This window comes from Nitrosomonas sp. Is24 (assembly GCF_033063335.1).
In the GTDB taxonomy this organism is placed as follows: Bacteria; Pseudomonadota; Gammaproteobacteria; order Burkholderiales; family Nitrosomonadaceae; genus Nitrosomonas.
This window is the reverse complement of sequence record NZ_JAWJZG010000001.1, coordinates 1122558-1140912: the sequence shown is the minus strand read 5'-3', so window position 1 is coordinate 1140912 and position 18355 is coordinate 1122558. Positions and strand designations below refer to the sequence as shown.

The following is an 18355-nucleotide window of genomic DNA, read 5'->3' as shown; positions in this document are numbered from 1 at the left end:
TGCAGAAGAAACTCAAAGATGCTAAAAACAAAACAGGTAACGTCAGCAATTTAATCCAGCCGAATTAGCTCCAAGAGTCATTTAAAAAACTGCCGCTGCGGGATGCCATCGACTTTTACCAGCATCAGCGCGACTGGTCGAACCGGCTTATCACCGTGCAAGCACAAATGATCGACTTCGACCTGCCGTATGGTATCGAATACGGCTTCAACTTTCAGCCGTTCGTCAATAAATGCGACATCAAGGACCGCAGCGACGAAGACCTGACGCAGAAACCGGAAATGATCAAGAAGAAAAGCAGGAAGATTGTTTACCGTGAAAGCAGTGCTTTTTTTGTTACGTATCCGTGCGCTGCTTCAACTACGAAGCGTGGTGAGATTTGCCACCAGTTTAAAGATTTCAGTAAAAGGCTCGGGAGCATCGTATGCAGTAAAACGGACTGCCAACCGCTCTGCGCGTGCGTTAGCAATTTCTAAATAATTGCGGGTACATGCGAATGAGTCGTTTGTACCTTTAACGTAGTGAGGAATATGCGTCTTTAGGCGATTCATTACTTCCGTACGGCTTATTGGAGCTTGAATGTCCTCAAAATGAAGCAGGAGCCACAACTCAAAACTGGGCACTGAAGCAATCGCTCTGAAATCAATATACTGCCTGATATCATTTTTTATTTTATGATCCAGTGATTCGGCTAACTGCAGCGCATTAAAATAGCTATCATGATCATCACGATCAAATATTGCATAGACTCTTTCAAATGCACGTGGTCGAATATTTTTGTGTGGATCGCCATTCTCAAACAACTTTTTGGCGTACTTCACTACTTGGATAGGAGCTGTCCCTAATTCGCTGGGTTGAACTACTACACTAGCAGTATGCAATCGATAAAATTTGCGAATTTCCTCGAAGTAATTTGGTTCGGTTTCACTGCCTTCGGAAACAATCAGAATGCGATCATAGCTGACACGTCGCGCTTGCCTTCGCTCAAGCTGTTTCTTTTGTCTTTCTTTTTGGGAATTATCTCTACCCATCAGTGTTTCAACCCTAGATTGTGATCCAGGAACGGTATTCCTCCATACCGTCCTGTCAGATATCCACGCTCTAGGGCTTCATTTTTACGCGGACTGAATTCGGATAAACTAACTAATGCCGATGCTTGATCACGATCTTTCTCAACAAGCCATATCTGATCGCGCCTGAATAGGTTAAGTGCATCCAGCAGCGAAGTATCGTGGGTAGTAAAGATTAACTGCGCACAACCAGTGTTGACCTCGGGCCGGTGGAACAGTCGCACCAGCTCACGCACCAGCAATGTATGTAAACTGGTGTCGAGCTCGTCAATAACCAAAATTAGGCCTTTACTCAGTATATCCAACACCGGACCGGCTAAAAACAGCAGATTTCTCGTGCCATTTGACTCGTCCATGAAATCAAGAACGGCTTCACCGTGTTCGGTGATGTGACGGAAACGCAACTGATGTTCCTCTATTTCTTCTAGCCGTACTTCGGTTTTACCAATGGCCTGATCAAAGTGAACAGCCTGCCCCATTACCTTGCGGGTTTCCACATCAATGTCTGCAATGCTGATGTCAGCGGCCGAAAGGAAGTCACAAATCTTTTGACGGCCGCTTTGCTGCTTCAGCATCTGGATGGACACCTGCGGATTAAGTTGAGCTTGTTCATTAAATATAATCAATCGATTGGCAAACCAGTCAAACACTGGACGCAAACCTTCGCTATTGAGTTGCACTGCCATTGATAGGAACAGAGAGTTCGGACGAGTAGAGCTTTCCCAAATTTTTTTCTGTCCTTTTAGATCAGAACCGAAGTCATACATATCTTTGTTGGTTTCTGCATCAAAGCGACGTGCAAACCATTGCTGAGGCTTGAATGCTTTGTAAACCAGCAAATATTCGCTAATGATACGCTGTGAAGTCATGGCAAAACCATACTGAAAGCGTACGCGATCAAGCAAGAAAGTTACTTCAAACTCGGTGGGTTGACCGACAGATCCTGAATCGAGCCGAAATGGTTGTACTGCAAATGTTTGACCGGGCTGGATCACTGATGCCGATTCTATCACCACACCGCGCATGTATTGCAATGCTTTAATTAGATTGGACTTGCCGCTGGCGTTCGCACCGTAAATAACAGCACTGCGAAGTAGCGTTGGCGCTGCATTTATACCGGTTGCCTGAGTGTGCGTATCCAGGAAGGATTTATCTTTGGATGCAACAAGGCTGAGTACCTGCTCATCGCGTAGACTACGGAAATTTTTGACACGAAACTCGATTAGCATTTTATTCACTTTGTGAATGAAGAAATATATTCTAATTATGAATAGAAATAGCAGAATATCAAGTTATTTTATTGCTATAAAATTATTCTGAAGCAATTATTGATTATCGATACCAGCGGTAAATTGCACATTCCCAGCGTGTGGCATCAAGACCCGATGCGTAAACAGATTTTATTTGCGTTGAATATGGATACCGTGGTTGGACATGTGAACCGGTTTGTCCGGTTGCAAAATACCGAGAAGCTGGAAGCCGTGTTCGATGAATTGCAACCGATCGGTTCGACGTTCCGCATGCGTTCGTGGTTAACAACCAAACCATGCCAGGCGACGGTACGGTCGCAGATCAGTCACGTGGTGTACGACAGCGCGTGGGAGAAGGTGGTGGCGGATTTGTGCGAGAAAGTGCCGCAAGTGGTGGCGTGGGCCAAGAACGACCATCTGGATTTTGTCATCCGGTATCTGTGGCGCGGTTCTTCGCGTAATTTCGTGCCGGATTATCTGATCCGGCTCGACAACGGCAAAACGCTGGTGCTGGAAGTGAAAGGCGTCGACGATGAACGCAACCGGATCAAACGCGCGGCAATGGCGGTTTGGATCAAGACGGTCAATGAGCAAGGCGGTTTCGGGCAGTGGTGCTTCGATGTGGTGTTTGAGCCGGCGAGAACGAGAGATGTCTTGCTAAAACATGCCAGCGAATGCAAGAGCGGGGAATGAGCGCTATTCGATCAAATAATATTGATGCAAAAATCTTGATTAATCGAGTGCTCCAATTTGATTGGCCATGCTGTCTTTATGCAGGGAACACCACTCATGCCAAACTTTCCTGGCTTCTTCGATATTGCTGAAAGTCCATAGTACGACACCATCTTCGGTCATCAAGGTTGCCATTTTGTTTGGCCATTCTTTAATTAAGCAGTACATTATTTTTCCTTTGTAGTTACAACTGCGGCAAAGTTTAATCAAATATTGTGAAATTTATATGAATGAATTGTGAAGATTTTATGACACTATTTCGATTTGAGAAATGAAATCCAGGAGTTCACAACCAGCCCATACCGCAAAATTACGCATATTCCTTATAGCAATTTATTCTGGGTAGCCTATGATGATGAGCTGTATACAACAACTTTAATCATCAAAAAAGGAAGCAAAGTGTATGATTAAATTATTAAGAATCCTGTTATGCAGCAGTGTTTTATCGGTTGGATTGTTAGCGAATGCGAATGCTGCATTAGAGACGCGTTTGGGTGGTCTGGCTGTTTATGACACGGATATCGATATCACTTGGCTGGCGGATGCGGATTACGCAAAAACATCAGGGTATGATGCTGATGGCGTGATGAGCTGGCCAGACGCCAAAGCTTGGGCCGCAGGTCTTAGCATCGAGGGTGTTACGGATTGGCGTTTGCCGGCGGCGGATACTTCTTGCGCTGGTTACAATTGCAGCCATAGCGAGATGGGGCATTTGTACTATGACGAATTGCGGCGGGATGTTGCAAGTTATTCCTTTTTTTCTAACATCCGGTATTACTTTGAAGGCTTTGATCATTTCTACTGGACGGGTACGGAGTTTACTTCTGAACTAGGATGGATATTTTTCTTCGATACTGGTCACCAAGGTGCTGGGGGCGATGTCCCTCACTATGGATTCGCATGGGCTGTTCACGACGGCGATGTCGGCGCCGGACTTGTGCCAGAGCCAGAAATGTATGTACTGATGTCTATCGGACTATTCGCACTGTTTGGTTTTAGAAGATTAAGACAACAGAGCTAACTACAAAATAATTCTTACGGTTTAAAGACCGATCCGGAAGCACGTTACGGCACCTGAATTTAGCACGCAACACAGACCGTACATATACCGCTGCATAGCCGGTCTTCTAAGTAGTAAAAAATCTAGGGAAACGCTGATTAATTCGGCGAACGAGATGAAGCACGAGACGCGCGGAACACAGCAACCAAGACATATTAATAAGATAGGCGAGGGAGCGAGTACCGCACAACGAAGCGATTCGCTCGTATAATCAATTAATCAGCGTTTCCCTAAGCTTATTTTCCGATGCTCCATAACTTGTTAGGGGGGCACTAGTTTTTTAGTGCCTGCGGCTTCTTGCAATGCGATATTTTTCAATATTAGAGAAAAGTTATGTAGGCTACCGAACAGACAGCCATGAGGATAACGATCAGTATTATCGATTGTATTAAATTACTTAAAAGGCGAAAAATCATGATGCAAGGAAAAACTTTAACGGTAGTGATTATTTTTTGTGCAGTTTTTTTCGCAAGCAATGTATTTGCTTTCGATAAAGCTTTTCACCCGAACCATCAGTTTATTGAAAGAGAGAGTATTGGTCCAAATTTTAAAACCGGTTTTGTTATCGATCAAGAGAAAGCAGCAAAAGTAAAAACTTCGGAAGAAGAGATGCAGCTTCCTTCAGGAATAGTTCCCAGTGATCCTTCACCAAAGAATTCTAATATCCCTACTGGATCAGCTCGTCGGTTGACTCCGCCCTTTTAATGGATTTTTATTACTTGTTGTGTCGCAGAATTGCCCGAGGAATTAATATATTAATCAACCTATAAAAAATAATAAATCGACCCTTCTTACTTAAGTCTGATTTAACCGCACCAACCAGTGCATCAATGCATAGCCGGATGGTTGATCCTTATTCGTCTTTTAAACAGCTACACTTGAATCATTACTAGCCCGCTCATGCAGCGGATTTGTGTTGTTCAAATATATCAATTCAATGTGCGAAAACTCGCAAACGGCAATTTAATTTTTGCTTATCCCAAAGATTCCCGGTAGTAAGAAGCGGAGGTAATTTTATGTTTATACGATATCTAATTACAGGAATTCTTATTTTAGAAATTATTCTAATCATAGAAGCACGCAACTTGTACTATAAAATTCGTATGGCCGATCCAACTTACTCCCTAGAAACCGGCCCTTTAGGAACGGCAATAGAGAAAGCTGGCAATCTGCATGAAGATTAGAAAATAATGCTTTGAATTACACAAACCCGCTTCGGCTGGTTTTGTGTTGTTTAACGCTGGTCAATGCCGGTGACAGAGTGGTGGCATCGATTTAATTAAATAAAAAAGCACTTAGGTTTTTTAATCACTAAGTGCTTGTTTTTATTGGTGGCCAAGGGCGGAATCGAACCACCGACACAAGGATTTTCAGTCCTCTGCTCTACCGACTGAGCTACTTGGCCATTTGGAAAGCGGCAGTAAACGGACAACCCATTTACTGGCAGTTGTAATAGATATTCGATGAAATGAATGGCGCGCCCGGCAGGATTCGAACCCACGACCCCTTGGTTCGTAGCCAAGTACTCTATCCAACTGAGCTACGGGCGCTTTGTGCAATCTAATTACTTCCAGCTTGTTTCAGCAACCGGGAGATTATATCAGATTGAAGCAATCACGGGATTCGAACTTATGTTTTTGCTGCTGTATTCGATGCCTTCAAACTGTAATCGGCCAAGCCGATTTTCTATCAATCATCACAATTACTTTTTGCGGGGGCGATGATCGTGTATTTGGCCGGTCTTGTCAAGATTAAACTGCATCTGGGCGCGTTTTCCGCTACATATCTTCTTCCGGTTCCGGGTCTTCCTTAAACGGCGCTTGCACTGCCGGTGCGGCACTTGCTGCGCCATTCACACTGCCGGGAATTTTCGGTGTTTTACAATTCACATCGGCATTTTGCGCGCGATGCCGCAAAGCGTGATCCATCAATACCAAAGCAAGCATGGCTTCGACAATCGGCGTGGCGCGGATGCCAACGCAGGGATCGTGCCGTCCATGCGTTTCGACGATGACCGGGATGCCATTCTTGTCAATTGAATGCCGTCCGAGGCGGATGCTGGAGGTCGGTTTGATCGCGACATGAACGACGATGTCCTGCCCGGTGGAAATACCGCCTAAAATACCGCCCGCGTTGTTGCTCAAGAAACCATCCGGCGTCATTTCATCGGAATGTTGCGTGCCTTTCTGCGTCACGCTGGCAAACCCGGCGCCGATTTCCACGCCTTTCACCGCGTTGATGTTCATCATCGCGTAAGCAATTTCGGCATCGAGCCGGTCATAAACCGGTTCACCCCAACCGACCGGAACACCCTGTGCCACCGCGCTGATTTTTGCGCCGACCGAATCGCCGGACTTGCGCAATTGATCCATGAATGTTTCCAGTTGATCGGTATAGCTGCTGTCAGCGACGAAAAACGGGTTTTGCTGGACATCGTCCCATTGTTTGAAAGGAATCTGTATGGGACCCAGTTGCGCCATATAGCCGCGAATCACAATGCCATATTTTTCATGCAGCCATTTCTTCGCAATCGCTCCTGCCGCAACCCGGACGGCCGTTTCCCGCGCCGATGCACGCCCGCCGCCGCGGTAATCGCGGATGCCGTATTTTTGCCAGTAAGTGTAATCCGCATGACCGGGACGGAAGGTATCCATGATTTTGCTGTAATCCTTGCTGCGCTGATCTTCATTGCGAATCAGCAAAGCAATCGGAGTACCGGTGGTTTGCCCTTCAAACACGCCGGATAGAATCTCAACGGTATCGGATTCGCGCCGCTGCGTGACATGCCGCGACGTGCCGGGTTTGCGCCGGTCCAGTTCAAGCTGAATCTCTTCGGTGCTGATGGCCAATCCCGGCGGACAACCGTCGACAATGCAGCCAATTGCGGGACCGTGCGATTCGCCAAACGAAGTGACGGTAAAAAGCGTGCCAAGTGTATTGCCAGACATACGATGCTATTTGGGTATTAAAAAAAGATTGTGCGAGTCTATCATACGTACCCCTGCTTTTTGGCAATTTGCTGACCACCCGCCGAGGATAACAATCAGGTGCAAACTTGAGGCGCATCAACAATGAAATGCCATCCACATGCTATACCTGCGCTAAAATGCGGTTATTGTCCGGCATGGGCGCGTTTTGAGCCATTTTCATAACATTAGAACCAGGAGTTTGCATGAACACACCCCAAGTGAAAGAGTTTCTTATCAGTTTGCAGGACAGCATCGTCAAAGGAATAGAGCAGGTCGATGGCAAGTCGTTCAAGCGCGATCAATGGGATCGCCCGGAAGGCGGCGGTGGCATGAGCAGCGTGATCGAAGAAGGCAATGTGCTGGAGCGCGGCGGCGTTAATTTCTCCCATGTATATGGCGCGGGATTGCCTGCATCGGCTACCGCGGCTCGTCCGGAATTGGCCGGGCGTTCGTTTGAGGCGATGGGGGTCTCGCTGGTGCTGCATCCGCGTAATCCTTACGCACCGACGGTGCATATGAACGTGCGTTTTTTCGAAGCGCGCAAGGAAGGCGCAGAACCTGTGTGGTGGTTCGGCGGCGGCATGGATCTGACGCCTTATTATGGTTACGCGGAAGATGCGATCCACTTTCATCAAACCTGCAAAGACGCATTGCAACCGTTCGGCGGCGATATCTATCCGCGTCTGAAAAAATGGTGCGACGACTATTTTTTCTTAAAGCACCGTAAAGAACCGCGCGGTATCGGCGGCGTTTTCTTCGATGATTTGAATCAACCTGATTTTGATACCTGCTTTAAACTCACGCGCAACGTCGGCGAGAACTTCCTCAACGCGTACCGCCCTATTCTGGAACGCCGCAAGGACACACCGTACGGCGAACGCGAACGCGATTTCCAGGCGTACCGGCGCGGGCGTTATGTAGAATTCAATCTGGTGTGGGATCGCGGCACGTTGTTCGGGCTGCAAACGGGCGGACGCACCGAATCGATTTTGATGTCATTGCCGCCGATTGTGAAATGGCGCTACGACTGGAAACCGGCAGCGGACACCCCGGAAGGCAAACTGTACACAGACTTTTTGATCGGCAAGGACTGGGTGTAAACCGCCTGTGAACAAGTTATCGCTCAATAATCAGATTTTGCTCGGCGCACTATCGGGCGTTCTGCTCGGTTTATGGTTCTCGATGCTGGGTCAGGAATCCGAGATCAGCCAAGGCGGGCTGTATGCCGCAAAACTGACCGGCACCTTGTTTACCGATTTATTGCGCATGGTTCTGATCCCGCTGGTTTTCACGTCGATTATGGTCGGTGTCGCCAATCTGCGTTCGCACCAGCAAATGAATCGCGTCTGGCAAGTCACGCTGATTTTCTTTATATCGACCATGGCGTTCGCGGTCGTGCTCGGATTGGCTGCGGCCAATATTTTCCGGCCTGGCAGTGAATTGCAGATCGCGATGTTTCAGGATGCGATGCAAAATTTTCAGGCCACCCAGATGTCGCTGCCCGATTTCTTTGCGCATTTCCTCCATTCATTGTTCCAAAACCCAATCGCGGCGCTGGCGCAAGGTAATGTGCTGGCGGTGGTGATATTCGCGTTGCTGCTCGGTATCGCGCTGGTGGTGGGCGGTGAACGCTACCGTAATATCCTGACGTTGATGCAGGAATTTCTGGAATTGATCATGATGCTGGTGGGTTGGATCATGCGCCTGGCGCCATTTGGTATCATGGCGTTGGTGTTGCAACTGGTCGCCACGCAGGATACCGGTCTGATTATGGTGATGCTCAAGTTTGTAGCGGTCGTGTTAGGCACCACGCTGTTGCACGGTGTGGTGGTGTTGCCTTTGATTCTGTATGCAATGACCGGTGTCACGCCGTATAAATTCTGGCTGGGCGGGCGTGAAGCGTTGATCACCGCTTTTGCCACCAGTTCAAGCGCAGCAACATTACCGGTTACGTTGCGCTGCGCCGAGCAGCATTTGCATGTCAAACGCGATGTCGCGGGTTTCGTCATTCCGTTGGGAGCCACCGTCAATATGGATGGCACGGCGCTCTACGAAGCGATTGCCGCTTTGTTCATCGCCAATCTGGTGGGGGTTGAACTCAGTTTGATGCAACAGATGATCGTATTTGTCACCGCAATGCTAGCAGCCATGGGCGCGCCGGGCATACCCAGCGCCGGTATGGTGACGATGGTGATGGTGCTGCAATCGGTTGGCTTACCGGCCGAAGCCATCGCCATATTGCTGCCGATTGACCGGATACTCGACACTTTCCGCACCATGGTGAATGTTGAGGGCGATCTAGTGGGAAGCCTGGTGGTTCAGCACTGGATCAAACGCGACGGCTCCAGCACTTAAATTTCTCCGGTTTTTATCTCTACATCAAGTCGATATCGCGAAAGCGCTGCTGTATTTCCAGCACTTTCGCGGCATTATTGATCAACGCTTCGACACAATCCTGATCCAGCTTGGAATTGGACATTTGCCGCAGCATACCGAATGCTTTTTCATTACTCCACGGTGCTTTGTACGACCGCCGCGACGTTAGCGCATCGAAAACATCGGCTACCGCGCTGATGCGCGCTTCAATCGGAATTTCCTCGCCTTTCAAACCATTCGGGTAACCGCTGCCGTCGACCGCTTCGTGATGAAACTCGGCGATATTGCGCAATATATTGGTGTGACCAAACGCGCCCAAACCAAAATCTTCCAGCACGGAATCGATGATCTCGCGGCCCTTCGCCGGATGCGTTTTCATGATATCGAATTCCGCTTCGTTCAGCCTGCTGGGTTTGCGCAGGATATTATCCGGAATACCGATTTTGCCGACATCGTGCATCGGTGAAAACAAAAAAATATGTTCGATCTGTTCATCGGAAATGCCATAACTCGGCGCCAGTTCACGTGCGATCAGGCGGGCGTAGTGTGCAGTCCGGTCGATATGCGAACCGGTTTCAAGATCGCGGTAATGCGTCATGCTGCGTGCCGCACGCACGGCGGCAAGTAAGGTGCGTATGGCGGAAAGCTCATTGATCACCATCAACGCAATCAAATGACCGTAAATATCGATCTGGCGCAGCGCTTTTGGCTCAAAAGGGTGTTCTTGCAGCGAATTAAAGAACAAAAAACCGATAAAAGCGCCGCTTTGATACAGTGGCATGGTATAGCTTGATTTATAACCTGTGGCGGCTACCCGCTTGGTGTGTTCGTGCGTGCCTTTGGCAAAGAGGTTCAGATCCTGCACCAAGCGCGGACGGCGGTGCTCAATGATGGCCAATAACGACGGCGCACCGCTTAGCGGCGCCTCGTAGGTGGTCACCGGACTATCGTTGCCTTCGGTACTGTGCGTATACGTTTTGAGCATTTCCGTTTTTTCATCGAACAACGCAATCGCCAAACGGTCGACAAAGGGAAAATCCTGGCGGATGATTTGATGCAGAAAACGCAATTTCTCGGTTAACGGGAAATTTTCATGCAAATTCGCCAGCGTATCCTGGTGGGTAAATAAATCTTCTTCGGATTGCATAAACTTCTCCCAGAGAATGGTGAAGGCAATAACCTTGACGCTGCCGCCCGGAATTTTCGCAATATGGCGGCCAAACTGTATATTCCCGCGCTATTTTAAACGATTTAGCGTGAACTCGTAGCGCTGGTTTTTTCATTGAATTGATGGAATTGGGAGAAATTTTCCATATTCCATTTTTGCAATTTGTTATGTGGCAATTTGCCGCGCGACAATATGCCACATTCCAAAAAGAAATCATTCTTCCTACAATTTGTTCAACGTGGTTATCCCAATTCGATTGATACCGATGATCGCGGCAAGGACAACACATTATTTACATTACCCGGCAGGAGGATGACAAGCGTACTTTAATCACGTACGCCGGCATAAACCCTATGAGAATACCCAAACGACTAGAACCGCTGATTGAAGAAGGTTTGATTGATAGCGTAATTTGCCAGCTCATGAGCGGTAAAGAAGCGATGATTTATATGGTGCGCAGTGGCGAGCAAATCCGTTGCGCCAAAGTATACAAAGAAAGCAACAAGTGCAATTTCCATCAACGCGCCTGCTACACCGAAGGGCGCAAGACTAAAAACAGCCGCCGCGCCCGTGCAATAGAGAACGGCAGCCATTATGGCCGCAGCGCACGCGAAGAATCCTGGCAAAGCACCGAAGTCGACATGCTATGCCGCCTGGGAATGGCAGGTATTCGCGTGCCGAAATTCTATAACTTTTTTTCCGGCGTGCTCTTGATGGAGCTGGTTACCGATGCGGGAGGAAATGTAGCGCCGCGGTTGAATGATCTGATACTAACGCCAAAGCAAGCACGCACCTATCACAAAATTTTAATCGAGCAAATTGTCACCATGCTGTGCGCCGGGATCGTGCACGGCGACCTGTCGCCATACAATGTGCTGGTCGATAGCCATGGCCCGGTAATCATTGATCTACCCCAGGCCGTTAACGCAGCCAGTAATTTCCAAGCGCGCCATATGATCAAACGCGACATCGATAACCTGACGACATTTTTGAGCCGCTTTGCGCCGGAATTAGCACAATCCGACTATGCGGCGGAAATATGGTCTTACTATCAACGCGGGAAGCTACCTCAGGCACGCTTAACCGGAACCATTAAACAGCAAAACAAACCTGTTAACGTTGGCAATGTCTTGCAGATTATTGATAGCGCCATCAAAAAAGAAATTGCCTGGCAGCGGCATAAACAAACCCGATGGAACAATAATTTGTCACAATGTTGAATTAAATTCTCTTAATTAAAAAGACTGTAATCAATGTTCATTGACCTGCTCGTGTTTGCTTGTGCTATAATCCCGCTCCTGACGCGGGGTGGAGCAGTCTGGCAGCTCGTCGGGCTCATAACCCGAAGGTCGTAGGTTCAAATCCTGCCCCCGCAACCAGTTTTCTTAGCAACTTACAATAAGTAAGTTGCTGTAAATATTGAAGTTACATAATAACCTTGTGGTTGTTTGTTCGTTTTGGCGAATTGATCAATCAACCTTCCATCACACTGTCATCACAGTAAGATGGAAAAGCGAGGAACTATGGCTTCAATCCGCAAATTGCAAAGTGGTAATTTCCAGGTGCAAATTAGATTGCAGGGATTACCATCAATCACAAAAACATTTCCCAAAAAGAAAGATGCAGTTGCATTTTCCAAGCAAGTCGAAGGTAATACTGAACTTCATAGAAAGTTAGGTAAAGCAACAGCATTAATTCCTATTTTTAGAGAATGGTGCAACATTTACATGGCTCAATATTCTGGCAACGACCCAAGTACTGCCGGACGACTTTATTGGTGGTGCGGGGAGTTTGGTGACAAGCCTGTTACTAAAATTGATGAATTTATGGTTGATGATGGGCTAATAAAGCTGAAAAAGAGAAATCTGACAGGCTCAACAATCAATCGCTATAAATCTACATTATCCGCAGTTTTTATCTATTTTGTTCAACATCCCGATTTTAAGAGATCAGGATTTATCAATCCTGTCAGAAAAGAAACTGTAAGTCGTTTCAAGGAAAATCCCAGTAGGGATAAGTTTCTAACTGAAAATGAGCAAGAGCGTCTACTCCTAGCTTGTCGCACCTCTCATTGGGAGAGGTTGTACTTGTTGGTATTAATGGCTCTAACGACTGGTGCCAGAAAAGGTGAGCTCCTAAAATTGAAATGGTCATCGATAGATTTCAGTACTCGAGTAGCTAGATTGGATACATCAAAAAACGGCAAACCCAGACTTTTACCCCTTACCCATCCAGTTATAAAAGAATTAATGCGATTGCGTGAGAATACTGATCACCTAATTTTCCACAGTACCATTCGCGAAAACACACCATTTGATATTAAAAAAAGCTGGATTAAAGCTTTGAAACAGTCAAACATTGATTATTGCCGCTTCCACGACTTACGTCATACAGCAGCCAGTAATCTAGTGAAAGCTGGGAGGACTCTTTTTGAAGTGGGTACATTGCTCGGACATTCTTCGACCACAATGACAGCGCGTTACAGTCATCTTGCAATTCAAGACACACAAAATATGGTGGATTCAGTAATGGGAGTTATAAAATAAATGTCAAAACTTGAGAATCAATCCTTCACTTCAATAGCGCAATTATGTTTGGATTCGCAATACTCAATTGCAGAAATAGCTTCCGCAATAGAACTTGTTGGTTTTTATACTTGGGATAAATTAGGGCGCTTCATTTATGTACTTCCAAAGGAAAAAATCCAGGATGATTTCAGAAAATTATATGAAGATTTATTAGAACACCTATCCGAGGTAATTAGAGGAGGCTATGAATTTGATGAAGATTATTTTCAAAAATCTTCACAAGGGTTAGAAAACTTAAAACGATGTGGTTGGCCATCTTTAAATCTTCCTGATTTTGGTGAACAACGAATTAAGTGGAATGAGAAATATCTAGGTAAGAACATAAAAGCCTTCTCATTGCAATCTGTGACAGAGCAAGAACCTGCTACACAATCCAAAGTGTGGGATCTGGTAGCGGGTTTAATTAAGTTAAGTTTCGAAGATGAATTTCCTAATATTATCGATGACTTAACAAGTGGCCATAGTAAACACCTTAATACAGTGTGTGCAAAACTATTGACAGAAGCAAATGTAAGTATTACTACTAAAACGCTTAAAAATTACCTATCTAAGAAAGGATAAAAAAATAGAAACTTCTCACAAAAATAGAAACTTCCACACTTAATTACAAGAATCTTCAAACTATCTCCTGCCAAAACGTGCAACAACCATTTTTCACAGGAGATAACATGCAGAACGCAACCAACACAAGTATCACTGATTTAAATCAGTGGTTTACTCTCGACGAATTTTCACAAGCTTATCCTAAATTTACCCGTAGCCAAATCGAATGGCTCCACCGCCACCGTGAAACCAATGGATTTGCTATAGCTTTTCGCAAGATTGGCAAGCGGCGATATGTCCACGCTGGTATTTTTGCTAAATGCTTACTCAAGGAGGATTAATTATAGATTTTTAGAAGCTATTAATTAACCCAGCATCCTCCAATGTATTGTGCTATATCAAGAGGTTATTGGTAAATACCAATGTATAAATGGAATCTACTTAGGTATAGATAAAATGGTTATCGGATTACCCTGCCCTAAATCTCAATTGAGCAATGGAATTACAGATAAAAATCTTATAGATGAATTGATTAAGAAAGATCAATATAGGAAAAAATGTTATATATATGAGCTGCATTACATTAGTCAAATAATTGAAAATACTACTCAATGCAAAATTATAAAATATGACAATATGAAGGTTTATTCGATTTATTCGGATAGCGAGATGAATAAAAAGAAACTCTGTAGATTAACCATTGGCAGAAACTATGGGAATTACTTCATCAATATCGAGCTAAACCCCAGCAAATTGAACCAGCATGATTGTGATGAGCTTGAAGGCTTATTTAGTATACTGTTCGATCATCATTATGCAGAGATATACCAGAGGGGAGTGGTATCACATTTCGAGTTTTTTGTAGATGTTGTCAATGTCGATCCTAACGATCTTTTATTGATTGATAAGGGAAGAAGAAAGACAACTGTGCATAAAGGCACAATATATCATGGGTCTAGAAGATCAAAACTTGTTTGCACAATGTATGATAAGGGTGCTCAACAGGGAATGAATAGTTCTATAACCAGAATTGAAGCAAGAATAAATCAGCGTAATCTTCGATTTATTGACTTAATTGAGAATGGAATCCCAAATCCATTTGAAAATCTCTTTGTGGTTTCAGCCGACTCAGTGCAATTAATTGCACAAGATTACAAACAACCTCAATTTGCTCAACTTCTCAGAGAATTGGGTGTATATGGGATTACACCAGGGAATCCAGCTGCTCGCAAAAAAATATTAGAACGATTAAAAGAATATACCGTACCTTGGTGGAAACCTGAATTAATTTGGGAAGTGCATCGAGAAATGCTTCAAGAATTTAAACCTCCATTCATGGGAGGAAGCTTGCATGAAACTAATTCCTCGTTATAAATGTTGTTAAATGTTATTTTTTGTGAGGTATTTTGTGAATAAAAAACCACTAAAACCCAAACAGATTACAGCCATTCAATTACTTGCCACAGGGACTCCAGCCTATCAGGTAGCAGAAAAATTAGAAGTAACGACTATGACACTTTATCGCTGGCAAAAACTTCCAGAATTTAATTCCAAGCTAAATTACTTAGCCAACTCTGGATTAGAAGAAATAGCCAAGAAAATGAATGCTACGACAATTACTGCTATTGAAACCTTACAAGAAGTTTTGTGTGATATGCGAGAACCAAGTTCTGTAAGAATAAAGGCAGCTCTGGGAGTGTTGAATGCAATGGCATCAGTAAATGGTGCTTTGGAAAAAGGGCTGAAGCACCGGGTTGCGGACTTCGATTTACGAGAAAGGTGGGGTGACATGGGTTACAGTTACGATCAAAATGGCGATCCTATACAAAAATCACATCCGCTATCGTCTGAATCGATAATAGAAGTTTAATCAGTAGATACATGAACAGGAGCTGTTGACATAGATAAGTACCCAAAAATATAAATCCTGAGTAGATATTGTAAGACTAAAATTTAATCGCGCTTATCGGCAAGAATAGTTCATGTAAATAAATATAGCCATTAAGTTTCTCTTTGTTTTTAATATGTTAATATTATTCTTTAACATTAATAAACAAGGGGTTGCATGAATATTAAGCCACAATCTGCTTGCTTGATAGTATTCCCTTCCGGGGATTTAATTCCGTATCAAGTAGCTCGAAATCATAGTACCTGCACCTGCCAGGATTTCATTTCTGGAAGCTGGTGTAATCACCTTAAAGATGCCGGGTGTTACCCCAAAAGATCAGTTACTCTTTCATCCAAACCAAATTTTTATCAGGCATTGTCCGGTTTAGTTAAAGGCATAAGGTTGCGTAATCTTGATGAAGCCGCTTATTGGCTAACTTATTGCTGGAGTTTCAAGCAAAAATTAAATGGCGCACAGTTTCGTATTATCAGAAGGTTACTAATTGGATCAGCTGAGGATGGTCATTCAATAGCGATAATGGAGAAATTAGCTGACAATTATTCAGCGCTGCTATCCAAGGATATTGACTTTACAAGCGTTATGGCTGAGTTAGTACGAATATGCAAAGTTCCAAATTGGTGGCACCCTGATACAGGTGGTCACGACTACATATACAGCGGGATGTTGGCTACTCGAAAAATTTTATATGACCGTGCCAACTATTCCGCATCTGATTGCCTACTCGGTCTTGAACAGGCAATAGTTAAACAAAATAAAGTAGATGCTTTGCGCTGGATCATACAAGATCAGGAATCCGATACAGCGACAAACTCACTGATTGCCAGAAAATTATACGAGTTGGCATCAACATATGATTGTCAACCTGCAAAACGGCTTATCCAGAATATTTATCTTCGCCACGAAAAATCACTGAAGAGCGATAATAATTTCCTATGCCAAGCAGCTTGGATTCTAGCAGGGGGTAATTCGCCCGCAATCGATCAAATAGAAGATGTTACCCAAGCAGAAGTAAATGCTCTTTTAGACAAAGTAAATGCTACAAAACCCTATGTTATTCCGGGGTGGTGCTGTGATGGCGTACATTGTGCGGGTAATGATATTCGATATGCCGGAATGTGGGATCGAATGTATGCCGTTTGCAATCAATACAACTACTATGGCAGGGCAAGCCCAGATGATCCGTGGCTTGAGGATGAGTTTTATTGCCTGGATGGCCTAACAGTCGCCGAGGCTTGATATGGAGATCTGCAAATGACTATTATCAAGTTAGCTAAGTTTGTCTAATTTGCAATTAATTGCACTGGAGTCAAATTTCATAAACTCCACTTGATGAGAAGTAATCACCATTGATTTCATTCGACCTTAACAGCTTCATTGCTTGAAGTGCTGCATTTTTACATCGCTATTTACATTATATTTTTGAATATTCATCCTCTAACGCAGCAGATATTTGCCGCTTAAAGCTTTCAAGTACATTTAAAATATCAGGAATTTTATCCCTGATAGATAGATACTTAACTCCGCGTGAAGATGTATACACTTTCTCAAATTGATCATGTCGCCAGAATGAAGCTAAGGGATTCATCTTTTTTTTAAATTCAAATATGACATCACTGCCAACCAATTCAAATACTCGTTTTGTTGGTGTTGCCCAAATATTGTTCTTGTCAAGATACAGTATGGGTAGAAACTCGCCTGAGTTGGGGGATACAACACCATAACGAAGTTGTCCCGCAGTTTTTGTGTTTTCAACCAGCCCTATAGACTCAAATTGTTGAAACAACTCCTTCAATATAGGTTGGATCTCTGGTGAAACTTGGCTAAGCAAACCATTTTTAGTGAGAGCGGGTGCGGCAATTTTAATAGGTCTTGCTGCACCTAAAGTCCCCGAAATGCTTAATTGGTCAGTTACAGAAGCTGCGGCGGCGGCACTTGAGTTGTTTTGAATGTCCACAACCACAACATGCCTAGAAATTTCTTTCGTTTTTAATAGTGTCTTGGGAACAACTATCTTACTACCATCGGCAATTTCGTAAAAACGTAACTCTACCAAACCAAATCTAATTGGAGTGCTGCCGCTCATCTCTTCATTCATCCACTGAGTGATGCGTTCAACGCTTGCTCGAATGCCATCGGCCACCACTAACAAAAGTATTTCTCCAGTGCGTTGGTAACGTTCCAGGACAATTTCAAAATCATCAAAAACATCAGACATACTCGTTATCCTATCAAGAATGCTTTCATTCTCTCTAAGTTGAGTACCTGTTTTCTCTGCTCTTCGAATTCGCGCTTCGAGTTCAAGGAATGACATTTTATGAATTGCCATACCATATTCCAGGGTTTGTATTACTGCATCTCTAATAGCTTCTGGGTTTCGATATAATTTTGTCTCAACCAGCACGAGATGGCCGTCATTGGTGACTAACAAGTTATCAATAAATCCCTGACGCTCACCTAACTCAACAGGTATTTCTCTTCCTAACGAATAAACACTGGTAACAGCAGGATAAAAATCTCGTATCGGTAATATGTCTGGAGTTAAATCAACGATCTTTTGTAATAGCATTTCATCAAAGCTCGCTTGGTCTTGACGAGAAAAAGTGACAGGCCTCAATTTTTGAATATTATTTTCATCAGATGCAGAAATAAGCACTGGAATGCCTGTAGCCATTTATCCTCCTTGATTAAGG

Annotated in this window: 18 protein-coding genes and 3 tRNA genes; 13 read left to right on the top strand and 8 right to left on the bottom strand. The window is 44.5% G+C overall.

The window, feature by feature from the left end:
- Positions 1-356: 356 nt before the first annotated feature.
- Together R2103_RS05075 and R2103_RS05070 are read right to left on the bottom strand one after the other, a co-directional pair.
- Positions 357-1031: an RloB family protein gene (locus tag R2103_RS05075; RefSeq protein ID WP_317530424.1), complete on the bottom strand. Its 675-nt coding sequence runs from the start codon at positions 1029-1031 to the stop codon at positions 357-359.
- On the bottom strand, positions 1031-2299 hold the full coding sequence (locus tag R2103_RS05070; protein WP_317530423.1) for an ATP-binding protein: 1269 nt from the start codon (positions 2297-2299) through the stop codon (positions 1031-1033). Before R2103_RS05070 ends, R2103_RS05075 begins: the two co-directional genes overlap by 1 nt.
- A gap of 99 nt (positions 2300-2398) precedes the next feature.
- Between R2103_RS05070 and R2103_RS05065 the strand changes: the two genes are divergently transcribed.
- Complete coding sequence (locus R2103_RS05065) at positions 2399-3013, top strand: hypothetical protein (RefSeq protein ID WP_317530422.1); 615 nt, start codon at positions 2399-2401, stop codon at positions 3011-3013.
- A gap of 39 nt (positions 3014-3052) precedes the next feature.
- On the opposite strand, the gene R2103_RS05060 is transcribed toward R2103_RS05065, so the two are convergent.
- Positions 3053-3220, bottom strand: coding sequence for a hypothetical protein (locus R2103_RS05060; protein WP_317530421.1), 168 nt, complete (start codon positions 3218-3220; stop codon positions 3053-3055).
- A 235-nt stretch (positions 3221-3455) separates the two neighbouring features.
- Between R2103_RS05060 and R2103_RS05055 the strand changes: the two genes are divergently transcribed.
- A complete protein-coding gene (locus tag R2103_RS05055) occupies positions 3456-4073 on the top strand; it encodes a PEP-CTERM sorting domain-containing protein (RefSeq protein ID WP_317530420.1) in 618 nt (205 codons plus the stop codon).
- A gap of 453 nt (positions 4074-4526) precedes the next feature.
- Positions 4527-4817 carry a hypothetical protein gene (locus tag R2103_RS05050; RefSeq protein WP_317530419.1) on the top strand — a complete coding sequence of 97 codons (291 nt, stop codon included), beginning with the start codon at positions 4527-4529 and terminating at the stop codon, positions 4815-4817.
- Positions 4818-5441: 624 nt separating this feature from the next.
- On the opposite strand, the gene R2103_RS05045 is transcribed toward R2103_RS05050, so the two are convergent.
- From R2103_RS05045 to aroC, 3 genes are all read right to left on the bottom strand, one after another.
- A tRNA-Phe gene (locus R2103_RS05045) sits at positions 5442-5517 on the bottom strand.
- A 68-nt stretch (positions 5518-5585) separates the two neighbouring features.
- A tRNA-Arg gene (locus tag R2103_RS05040) sits at positions 5586-5662 on the bottom strand.
- Between the two features lie 228 nt (positions 5663-5890).
- On the bottom strand, positions 5891-7060 hold the full coding sequence (gene aroC, locus R2103_RS05035) for a chorismate synthase (RefSeq protein WP_317530418.1): 1170 nt from the start codon (positions 7058-7060) through the stop codon (positions 5891-5893).
- A 224-nt stretch (positions 7061-7284) separates the two neighbouring features.
- On the opposite strand from aroC, the gene hemF reads away from it, so the two are divergent.
- Positions 7285-8181 (top strand): oxygen-dependent coproporphyrinogen oxidase, encoded by an 897-nt coding sequence (hemF, locus tag R2103_RS05030; RefSeq protein WP_317530417.1) that lies wholly within the window; start codon positions 7285-7287, stop codon positions 8179-8181.
- A gap of 7 nt (positions 8182-8188) precedes the next feature.
- Positions 8189-9436 carry a dicarboxylate/amino acid:cation symporter gene (locus R2103_RS05025; RefSeq protein WP_317530416.1) on the top strand — a complete coding sequence of 416 codons (1248 nt, stop codon included), beginning with the start codon at positions 8189-8191 and terminating at the stop codon, positions 9434-9436.
- Positions 9437-9455: 19 nt separating this feature from the next.
- On the opposite strand, the gene R2103_RS05020 is transcribed toward R2103_RS05025, so the two are convergent.
- Entirely contained in the window at positions 9456-10604 is a 1149-nt protein-coding gene (locus R2103_RS05020) for an HD-GYP domain-containing protein (RefSeq protein ID WP_317530415.1), read from the bottom strand.
- A 374-nt stretch (positions 10605-10978) separates the two neighbouring features.
- Between R2103_RS05020 and R2103_RS05015 the strand changes: the two genes are divergently transcribed.
- From R2103_RS05015 to R2103_RS04980, 8 genes are all read left to right on the top strand, one after another.
- Positions 10979-11845: a PA4780 family RIO1-like protein kinase gene (locus tag R2103_RS05015; protein ID WP_317530414.1), complete on the top strand. Its 867-nt coding sequence runs from the start codon at positions 10979-10981 to the stop codon at positions 11843-11845.
- An 82-nt stretch (positions 11846-11927) separates the two neighbouring features.
- A tRNA-Met gene (locus R2103_RS05010) sits at positions 11928-12004 on the top strand.
- Between the two features lie 144 nt (positions 12005-12148).
- Positions 12149-13171, top strand: a complete 1023-nt coding sequence (locus R2103_RS05005; protein ID WP_317530413.1) for a site-specific integrase — start codon at positions 12149-12151, stop codon at positions 13169-13171.
- The gene (locus R2103_RS05000) at positions 13172-13774 is read left to right on the top strand and encodes a hypothetical protein (protein ID WP_317530412.1); all 603 of its coding nucleotides are present in this window, start codon (positions 13172-13174) and stop codon (positions 13772-13774) included.
- Positions 13775-13881: 107 nt separating this feature from the next.
- The gene (locus tag R2103_RS04995) at positions 13882-14097 is read left to right on the top strand and encodes a hypothetical protein (RefSeq protein ID WP_317530411.1); all 216 of its coding nucleotides are present in this window, start codon (positions 13882-13884) and stop codon (positions 14095-14097) included.
- A 115-nt stretch (positions 14098-14212) separates the two neighbouring features.
- Positions 14213-15130 (top strand): hypothetical protein, encoded by a 918-nt coding sequence (locus tag R2103_RS04990; protein ID WP_317530410.1) that lies wholly within the window; start codon positions 14213-14215, stop codon positions 15128-15130.
- A 34-nt stretch (positions 15131-15164) separates the two neighbouring features.
- On the top strand, positions 15165-15626 hold the full coding sequence (locus R2103_RS04985; RefSeq protein ID WP_317530409.1) for a phBC6A51 family helix-turn-helix protein: 462 nt from the start codon (positions 15165-15167) through the stop codon (positions 15624-15626).
- Between the two features lie 195 nt (positions 15627-15821).
- A complete protein-coding gene (locus tag R2103_RS04980; protein WP_317530408.1) occupies positions 15822-16901 on the top strand; it encodes a hypothetical protein in 1080 nt (359 codons plus the stop codon).
- A 175-nt stretch (positions 16902-17076) separates the two neighbouring features.
- Here R2103_RS04980 and R2103_RS04975 read toward each other — a convergent pair whose 3' ends face one another.
- Positions 17077-18336, bottom strand: coding sequence for a hypothetical protein (locus tag R2103_RS04975; protein WP_317530407.1), 1260 nt, complete (start codon positions 18334-18336; stop codon positions 17077-17079).
- Between the last annotated feature and the right edge of the window lie 19 nt (positions 18337-18355).

What these genes read in the sequence shown, in the direction of transcription:
- R2103_RS05055 (WP_317530420.1), top strand. Translation starts at nt 3,456, where the DNA reads ATGATTAAATTATTAAGAATCCTGTTATGCAGCAGTGTTTTATCGGTT.
- R2103_RS05015 (WP_317530414.1), top strand. Translation starts at nt 10,979, where the DNA reads ATGAGAATACCCAAACGACTAGAACCGCTGATTGAAGAAGGTTTGATT.
- aroC (WP_317530418.1), bottom strand. Translation starts at nt 7,060, where the DNA reads ATGTCTGGCAATACACTTGGCACGCTTTTTACCGTCACTTCGTTTGGC.
- R2103_RS05000 (WP_317530412.1), top strand. Translation starts at nt 13,172, where the DNA reads ATGTCAAAACTTGAGAATCAATCCTTCACTTCAATAGCGCAATTATGT.
- R2103_RS04980 (WP_317530408.1), top strand. Translation starts at nt 15,822, where the DNA reads ATGAATATTAAGCCACAATCTGCTTGCTTGATAGTATTCCCTTCCGGG.
- R2103_RS04990 (WP_317530410.1), top strand. Translation starts at nt 14,213, where the DNA reads ATGGTTATCGGATTACCCTGCCCTAAATCTCAATTGAGCAATGGAATT.
- hemF (WP_317530417.1), top strand. Translation starts at nt 7,285, where the DNA reads ATGAACACACCCCAAGTGAAAGAGTTTCTTATCAGTTTGCAGGACAGC.
- R2103_RS05020 (WP_317530415.1), bottom strand. Translation starts at nt 10,604, where the DNA reads ATGCAATCCGAAGAAGATTTATTTACCCACCAGGATACGCTGGCGAAT.
- R2103_RS05060 (WP_317530421.1), bottom strand. Translation starts at nt 3,220, where the DNA reads ATGTACTGCTTAATTAAAGAATGGCCAAACAAAATGGCAACCTTGATG.
- R2103_RS04975 (WP_317530407.1), bottom strand. Translation starts at nt 18,336, where the DNA reads ATGGCTACAGGCATTCCAGTGCTTATTTCTGCATCTGATGAAAATAAT.
- R2103_RS05075 (WP_317530424.1), bottom strand. Translation starts at nt 1,031, where the DNA reads ATGGGTAGAGATAATTCCCAAAAAGAAAGACAAAAGAAACAGCTTGAG.
- R2103_RS05050 (WP_317530419.1), top strand. Translation starts at nt 4,527, where the DNA reads ATGATGCAAGGAAAAACTTTAACGGTAGTGATTATTTTTTGTGCAGTT.
- R2103_RS05070 (WP_317530423.1), bottom strand. Translation starts at nt 2,299, where the DNA reads ATGCTAATCGAGTTTCGTGTCAAAAATTTCCGTAGTCTACGCGATGAG.
- R2103_RS05005 (WP_317530413.1), top strand. Translation starts at nt 12,149, where the DNA reads ATGGCTTCAATCCGCAAATTGCAAAGTGGTAATTTCCAGGTGCAAATT.
- R2103_RS04995 (WP_317530411.1), top strand. Translation starts at nt 13,882, where the DNA reads ATGCAGAACGCAACCAACACAAGTATCACTGATTTAAATCAGTGGTTT.